This is a genomic window from Clostridium sp. LY3-2, assembly GCF_024705715.1.
GTDB lineage: Bacteria > Bacillota > Clostridia > Clostridiales > Clostridiaceae > Clostridium.
Map to the genome: position 1 here is coordinate 22,220 of NZ_JAMDLQ010000054.1, position 8,117 is coordinate 30,336.

At 27.7% G+C, this 8,117-nt stretch carries 7 protein-coding genes; 5 read left to right on the forward strand and 2 right to left on the reverse strand.

Features of this window, described 5'->3' with window-relative positions; genetic code table 11:
- Nucleotides 1-193 precede the first annotated feature (193 nt).
- Both M4I33_RS15215 and M4I33_RS15220 read left to right on the forward strand, forming a co-directional pair.
- On the forward strand, nt 194-1,954 hold the full coding sequence (locus tag M4I33_RS15215) for a hypothetical protein (RefSeq protein ID WP_257917618.1): 1,761 nt from the start codon (nt 194-196) through the stop codon (nt 1,952-1,954).
- A 308-nt stretch (nt 1,955-2,262) separates the two neighbouring features.
- Nucleotides 2,263-3,450, forward strand: a complete 1,188-nt coding sequence (locus M4I33_RS15220; protein ID WP_257917619.1) for a cyclopropane-fatty-acyl-phospholipid synthase family protein — start codon at nt 2,263-2,265, stop codon at nt 3,448-3,450.
- A gap of 41 nt (nt 3,451-3,491) precedes the next feature.
- Here the strand turns inward: M4I33_RS15220 and M4I33_RS15225 are convergent, their stop codons facing one another.
- Both M4I33_RS15225 and M4I33_RS16945 read right to left on the reverse strand, forming a co-directional pair.
- Nucleotides 3,492-4,484 (reverse strand): hypothetical protein, encoded by a 993-nt coding sequence (locus tag M4I33_RS15225; protein ID WP_257917620.1) that lies wholly within the window; start codon nt 4,482-4,484, stop codon nt 3,492-3,494.
- Nucleotides 4,477-4,863, reverse strand: a complete 387-nt coding sequence (locus M4I33_RS16945) for an RNA polymerase sigma factor (RefSeq protein ID WP_374707718.1) — start codon at nt 4,861-4,863, stop codon at nt 4,477-4,479. The genes M4I33_RS15225 and M4I33_RS16945 overlap by 8 nt, the downstream gene beginning before the upstream one ends.
- 84 nt (nt 4,864-4,947) lie before the next feature.
- Between M4I33_RS16945 and fusA the strand changes: the two genes are divergently transcribed.
- The 3 genes from fusA to M4I33_RS15240 form a co-directional block, all read left to right on the forward strand.
- On the forward strand, nt 4,948-7,020 hold the full coding sequence (gene fusA, locus M4I33_RS15230; protein ID WP_257917621.1) for an elongation factor G: 2,073 nt from the start codon (nt 4,948-4,950) through the stop codon (nt 7,018-7,020).
- Between the two features lie 54 nt (nt 7,021-7,074).
- Nucleotides 7,075-7,305, forward strand: a complete 231-nt coding sequence (locus tag M4I33_RS15235) for a hypothetical protein (protein WP_257917622.1) — start codon at nt 7,075-7,077, stop codon at nt 7,303-7,305.
- 170 nt (nt 7,306-7,475) lie between these two features.
- Nucleotides 7,476-8,117 (forward strand): ROK family protein (locus M4I33_RS15240; RefSeq protein ID WP_257917623.1); only part of this gene is annotated, 642 nt, incomplete at its 3' end.

The window sequence follows — 8,117 nt, forward strand, 5'->3', positions numbered from 1 at the left end:
ATACGATAGGAACAAATATCAATTTAATTATATCAAAGCTCGTGCAAGACTAATTTTCATTTTGAATTTTGAATATAAAAAACGGAACTTACTTTTTCAATTTACAGGATTTTTTATAGAAAAGATTTATTGTAATAAATTGTAAAATAAAAATCTGTATGGTAAAATAATACAAAAACAAAGGGGAGATTTGATGAAGTTTTTTGGTGAAAATAATCATGAATGTGTAAAGGGAAAAATAAGAGAAACTCTGGAATTAGATGAAGTGGAGTTGTCATGGTATGATGCATATGAAAAAGTAATTTGTAGTTATCTTATGTTTAATACAGTTGAAAAAAATCATGTAAGAAAGATATATCAGGAATACCTTGATGAGAGTATTAAATTAGTTTTAGAAAAAGGTGAGAAAGGACTTAAGGCGGCTAGTTGTTTAAGGTTACTTGGTGAAAATAGTTTATATAGAGAAACGTTAAAAAGGTGTACACCATATATATTTGGAATAGAATATGAAGGATATATTCCAGTAGGGGATTATGAGTGTTATTCAGGTGGTATTTTACAAAAACAACTACATGCATTACTATTACAAAAAAAGTTTTTTGATTTTTATGCACAAACAAGTACAGACTCACAAGCTTATATTTTAGGATATATACCGAAAACTCCGTGGAGAAAGAGTAATTACATCGATTTAATATATACTGCAAAATGTATTGAAAAAGTAAGTGCTAAAGAAGCACCACTTAGGGATGTTCCTGCAGATTGGTGGATAGATACCTATCACGCTTTATATTTATATAATACGCAAGAAGATAATAAAGAAGATTATGCGCAAATAGCAAGAAATAATGTTCAAAAGATAATTGATGGATCAAGGTTTTATGTGTGCGGAGATGGAGCATATATTATTGATTTAGTATTAGAATATCCAGAAATATTTGAAGGTGCATTAGATGGAAAGCTTGAAGTGAGAAAAGTTAAGACTAAATTAGATGACTTTAACAAATTAAGACTATCCTCACCTTTAAAAAAGGAAGAAGAGATATTATTAAAGGAATTAAAAAAGTCACCAAATTTAAACTTCGGATATGGGGAAAAGCCGTCAAAACTTAAAAAACTAAAAGAGGTTTCAGAGAATTTAATTATTTCAATGCATAATGATAAGTACGTAGAAGTAGAACTTTTAGAAGAATTAAAGGAAAATAAAGAGAAATTTTTAGATGAGAGCTTTTTAAAATACTGTACTAATTTATATAGACAAACTATTTATTATAGATTATTAAATTTAGAAAATGAGAGTAACGTAACACTTACTAAGTTAAAAGAATTAGTAATAGATAATGAAGGATATTTAATAAAAGAAGAAAAAGTATTATCTATAGGATATGGATATTATTATTTATATCTTTTAGAGAAGACTAAGGATTGGAAGAAGGTAGAACTAGAAAATTCAAATGAAGAATTGAATGATTATTTAGAAAAAATAAAGTTCTACTTAGCAGCAGATGAAAAAGATGAGAAATTAGAAAAAGGAGAAATTTCAGAACCTATAGAAAATGATGAACTTCCAGATAGTTATATGTATAATGCATATGCTCATTTATTAACAAATGACTTAGGTAAATTTAAGGCAACTATATATGCATCAGGAGTAGATTTAAATAGCGATATAGCGGAAGTTATGACTTTAGAAGGATTTGTAGTTGATGATGCTACAGTAAAAAGTCTGATTTCAAGTAGTGATGAGTTAATTAAGATCCACAAAATAAGAGACGAAAAAATGGATATTAATACAAGTAAATTAAACTTAATTAAGAAACTAAATGCATTAACAAAAGCTAAGGATAAAGAGAAAGCTAAGCAAGCTTTAGATAAAACAAAAGATAAAACATATAATGGAATTAAAGGAATTAATGAGATGGTTGAATTAATTCCGTTTATATTATCAATGTAATCTAAAATTTTACATGTGAATAATTTGAAAGCTATCTAAACCTAAGAGATTAGGGATTAGATAGCTTTTTTATTAATAGTTAGTTAAGTATTAATAGAAAGTTCAGAGTAATAGCTAAAGCTAGTAAATTAAGTAGTTAAGATTATCTGAATAAAGGAATATGGAGTAAAAGAAAGCTATTTAAAAGAATACTATGATTACTTAGTCTAATAACTAAAATTTATAGATATTTATAAAAATAAGGAGTTTACCTATTTAAAAAAAGTAGGAATATAATAAACAAGTACAACTAGATTGGAGGGAAAGTTATGGAACTAAATAAAACATTAGTAAAGAAATTTACTGAACATTTATCAGACGAAACTTTTGAAGTAAAACTATGGGATGGGGAAATATTAAAAGTCGGAGAGGGAGAACCAAAATTCAAACTTATAATTAATAAATTCCCAAGCAAAAAAGATTTATTAGAAGATGCAAGCGTTGCTTTAGCAGAAGCTTATATGGATGGAGATATTGATTTTGAAGGAGATTCACAAGAGATATTTGAAAGCATTATAAGAAATAAAGAAAGTTTCTTAAATAAAGGGTCAAGACTTTTAAAATTTGCTGGAAAAGTAAAAGCACCTTCATTAAAGAAATCAAAAAAAGATATAGCACACCATTATGATATAGGAAATGACTTCTATAGTTTATGGTTAGATGAGACAATGAGTTATTCATGTGGATATTTTAAAAATGAAAATGACACTCTTTATGATGCCCAGATGAATAAAATCAAACATATACTTAAAAAATTAAATTTAAAAGAAGGTCAAAGATTATTAGATATCGGCTGCGGATGGGGATATTTAATAATAGAGGCTGCAAAACTTTATAAAGTAAAAGCATTAGGAATAACTTTAAGTGAAGAACAATTTTCTAAAGCAACTGAAAGAATAAAAGAAGAAGGTTTAGAAGATTTAGTAGAAGTTAAATTAATGGATTATAGAGACCTTGAAAAATCAGGATTAGAATTTGATAGGGTTGTAAGCGTTGGTATGGTTGAACACGTAGGTCATGCAAATATACCTTTATTTTATAAGAATGTAAATGCAGTATTAAAAGAGTCAGGCTTATTCTTATTACATAATATAACTAACTTAGTAGAAACAGAAGGTAATAAATTTATAACTGAATATATATTCCCAGGCGGATATTTACCAACATTAAGAGAAGAAATAGATGTAGCATCAGATATGGATTTCCACGTTATAGATGTTGAAAGTTTAAGATTACACTATATGAGAACACTACAAGAGTGGGTTAAAAACTTTGAAGAACATATAGCAGAAGAAAGAAAAATGTTTGATGAGAAATTCTTAAGAATGTGGCACCTTTATTTAACATCTTGTGCGGCAGGGTTCCATTATTGGTCAATAGATATACACCAAACTTTATATTCAAAAGGTATAAATAACGAATTACCTTTAACTAGAGCTTATCTTTACGAAGATTAATAAAAATGGATGCTAAAATTAATTTTAGCATCCATTTTTTATTATTTAGATAGTTCTACAGTATCTTTACTAATACCATCTGGATTTTTAATTTCTATTTTAAAGCTGTCTAAATTATCAAATGAAGTAGGGGAACTAAAGGTTATTTTTACAGTGTCTTTATTATCTTTAGATCCTATTTCTCCAAAAGATGATTTATATTCTTTAGAATTTGATAAAAGTTTTATATTTTCTAGTAGATTCTCATTATGCCCTAAAGCTAAATATTCTAAGTCCACAAACAATCCTGTTTTAGTAGCTGTAACTTCATTTACTATTATGTTTTTTGAAGAAGATTTTACTTTATATTTAATATCTTCTTTAGATGAGAATTTATCATCTAATTTTATATTTGAATTAAAGCTTGAATCAGAATAATATAAACACTTATCTTTATTTGAAGTAGATAATTTAAGTCCACCTAAATTTATAGATAAATTTTTAGCTTTATTTAACTTAGAAGTTCTAAAGAGTGAATTTAAAATCAGTGTGTTATTATTAGAATTTTCTACAGTGTATTGAGTAAAACTAATATCTACAGGTTTATTATCTAATTTTAAAGTTACATCACTACTAAAGGTTAAATTCTCTAAATCAAGCTTTGATATTTTAGATTTATCTTCAAATGATAGTTTGTAAGTTAACATAATATTAGTACTATCAACTAGCACCTTGTCTAAATTTAAGTTAAAATCAGAAGTTTTAAAAGATTTCTCTGATATTTTTTGAATATAATTGTTTTCTATTGCCGTTTCTATACCTTTATTATCAGGATTTAGAAATATCTTTTTTAAATTAGCTGATACAGGTTTTGCAAAAGATATTGAAAGTATTGCTGCAAAGACTATAGCTATTTTTAGTATTCTTTTTGAATTATTTTTCTTTTTAGGTTCCCTTATTTTATAGAATGATTCATTAACTTTATTAAGTACAGAAGATGGAACTTCTATCTTTTCATTTTTTAAATTTTCTAAATCGAAATCTAAATTATCCATTATTAACCCCCTTATTTAAACCATAATATTCTCTAAGAGAAGACCTAGCTCTAGATAATTTAGATTTAATAGTCCCCTCTTTTTCGTTTAATATTTTAGATATTTCTTTTATACTAAAATCCATAATATAAAAGAGTGTTATAACTACCTTATAATCTTCCTTTAAAGTTTTTATAGCTTCTTTTAGTTCAAAGTTTTCTATAGATTTATCTTTGTATGATAAGTGATTTAAATCATCTATATTTATAACCTTTATATTATTTTTAAGGTGCTTATTTATATTATTTAAGTAAATTCTAATTAGCCAAGTTTTAAAATATTTAGCTTCTCTTAAAGTATTTAATTTTTCAAAATATATAAATATTACAAGGCTTTTCAGTCTAAATTACAAAAAGTATTCATAAATTATTATGAGAGTTTTTTGAAAGGTGGGTGAAGCTAGATAAATTTATCTAGCAGATTAATGAAAGACTACAATATAAAGAATATTAGAAATATAGGGATAATAGGTCATGGAAGTTCAGGAAAAACATCTTTAGTTGAGGCGTTATTATATAATGCAAACGTATCCAAGAGACTTGGGAAAATAGATGATGGAACAACAGTATCTGATTATGATATAGAAGAAAAAAAGAGGAATATATCTATTTCAACTTCAATAGCTTCTTTGAATTGGAATGAAACTAAAGTTAACCTTATAGATATGCCAGGATACTTTGACTTTATAGGAGAAAATATTCAAGGAATGAGTGCAACTGATGTTGCTATGATTACTGTGTGTTCAGTTTCAGGAGTTCAAGTTGGAACTGAAAAGGCATTTGAATATTGTAACAATATAAAATTACCTAGAACATTCTTTATAAATAAGTTAGATAGAGAAAACTCAAATTTTGATAAGACTTTAGATAAGTTAAAAGAAAGATTTGGAATGAGTGTAGTTCCAATTCAATATCCTATAGGAAAAGAAGATGATTTTAAAGGTGTTATAAATGTTATAGCTAATAGGGCTAGAATTTATAATGAAAAAACTAAAACTATGGACATTTGCGAAGTTCCAGATGAATATAAAGATAAAATAATGGAATGTAAAGAAATGATAACAGAAGCTGTAGCTGAAACTGATGAAACATTACTTGAAAAATATTTTAGCGAAGGTAAGCTTAGCGACGAAGAACTTTATAATGGACTTATAAATGGGTGTGCTACAGGTGATATTGTACCTGTTATGTGTGGGAGTGCAATTAAAGTTATAGGTATGAATTGTCTTTTAGATGATATAGTAGAATGTTTCCCGTCTCCAGAACTTACAAATGCAAAAAAAGCTAAAAATATAGATGGAGAAACTGAATATATATGTTTAAATGAGGACGATCCCTTTTCTGCATTTGTATTTAAAACTATAGCTGACCCTTTTGTAGGTAAGATATCACTTTTTAAAGTTATAACAGGAAAACTTAAAAATGATATGTCTGTTTTAAATACCAATAAAGAGAAAAAAGAAAAACTTTCAAATATATTTTTTATGAATGGTAAAAATCAAATCCAAACAGATGAAATAATAGCAGGTGATATAGGGGCAGTTGCAAAGCTTCAAGAAACTTGCACTGGAGATACTTTAGTAGATCCGAGTTTTAAATATGTTTATGAAAGCTTTGATTTTCCAGAACCAGTTATGTCTATGGCTGTATTTCCTAAATCAAAGGGAGATGAGGAAAAGATATCTTTAGCTTTAAATAAGTTATTAGAAGAAGACCCATCTTTTAAGATAAGAAGGGATATTGAAAATGCAGAACTAATAATATCTGGAGTTGGAGAAACTCATTTAGAAGTTTTAGCTTGCAAGGTTAAAAATAAGTTTTCAGTAGATGTTTTACTTAAAGAACCAAAAATACCTTATAGAGAAACTATAAAAGGAAGTAGTGACGTTCGTGGAAAGCATAAAAAACAATCAGGGGGACACGGTCAATACGGTGACGTTCAAATTAAATTTGAAAGAAGATATGATGGGTTTGAAGATTTAGAGTTTGTTGATAATGTAGTTGGAGGAGTTGTGCCTAGAAATTATATACCGGCAGTAGAAAAAGGACTTAGAGACTGCATAAAACATGGAGTTTTAGCAGGGTATCCAGTTATAGGTTTAAAAGCAACATTACATGATGGCTCTCACCATCCTGTAGATTCTTCAGAAATGGCATTTAAGATAGCAGCTACAATTGCATACAAAAAAGGAATAAGCGAAGCAAAACCAATATTATTAGAACCTATAATGAAACTAGAATTATTAATACCAGATGAATATATGGGAGATGTTATAGGTGATATAAATAAAAAGAGAGGACGAGTTATGGGAATGGAGCCAAGCTTTAAAATGCAAAAGTTATTATGCGAAGTTCCAAGTGCAGAGTTATTTAGATATGCTACAGATTTAAGGTCTATAACTCAAGCTAGAGGAAGTTTTAAAATGACCTTTGAAAGATATGAAGAAGTTCCTATAACAGAAGTTGATAAAATTATTTCAAATAAAGAAAGTGAATAAATATAAAGTTATCTGGTAATAATAAAAAGAAAAAAGATGATGGGAGCGAGTTAAGTGTCAGATTATCAGATGGATATAAGAGGAGATATTAATTCTATAGAATATAGCAATATTTATGAGTATCTTTCAATAATAGATACTAACGATAAATTTACTATAACATTTAGAGAAAACAATAATTCTAGCGTAAAAATTATAAATTCTATGCTAGAAGATAATAATTTTTATATAGAAGATTGTGGAATAAGAGAAAACGGAGAGTATTATATAAAGGCTAGAAGGTAGTAAACTTTCTAAAAATAACCAAAATATCGGTATAGTTTTTTAACTTTACCGATATTTTTTCTTTAATTATTTTAAAAATCTTTAAAAATATTGTATAATAAGACTATTGTAAAAATAGAAACAATTAATTCATCAAATCAAAAGCAAAGTCATTGGAGGGAAATTAAACTATGGGTTATGTAGTAGGAGTTGACTTAGGCGGTACTAAAATAAGTACAGCTTTAGCAAATTTAGAAGGAAAGGTATCTAACATCAACGTTATACCAACAAATGCTCACGAAGGAGAAGAAAAGGTTCTTCAAAGAATAATAGAGAACATAGAATTCGTAATAAATGATTCAAATATTGATATATCTGAAGTTAAAGCTATTGGAATCGGTTCTCCAGGACCTTTAGATGCTGAAAAAGGAATAATAATAAGTACACCAAACTTACCATTTAAAGATTTCAATTTAGTGAAACCGTTAAACGAAAAGTTCAACGTACCAGTTTACCTTGACAACGATGCTAACGTAGCAGCAATCGGAGAGTATATGTTAGGTGCAGGTAAAGGAACTAAAAATATGGTTTACTTTACAGTAAGTACTGGAGTTGGTGGAGGAGCTGTTTTAAACGGTCAAATCTACAGAGGTAACACTTCAAATGCATTAGAGATAGGACATACAACAGTAGCACCATTTGGACCAAGATGTGGATGTGGAAACATAGGATGTTTAGAAGCAGTATCATCAGGTACAGCTATTGGAAGAAGAGGTCAAGAAGCAGCTAGAACTAAAGTTGAGACTTCACTTAAAAATTACGATGAAGTTACT

Coding starts and splice junctions, on each gene's coding strand:
- M4I33_RS15215 (WP_257917618.1), top strand. CDS start 194: ATGAAGTTTTTTGGTGAAAATAATCATGAATGTGTAAAGGGAAAAATA.
- M4I33_RS15220 (WP_257917619.1), top strand. CDS start 2,263: ATGGAACTAAATAAAACATTAGTAAAGAAATTTACTGAACATTTATCA.
- M4I33_RS15225 (WP_257917620.1), bottom strand. CDS start 4,484: ATGGATAATTTAGATTTCGATTTAGAAAATTTAAAAAATGAAAAGATA.
- fusA (WP_257917621.1), top strand. CDS start 4,948: ATGAAAGACTACAATATAAAGAATATTAGAAATATAGGGATAATAGGT.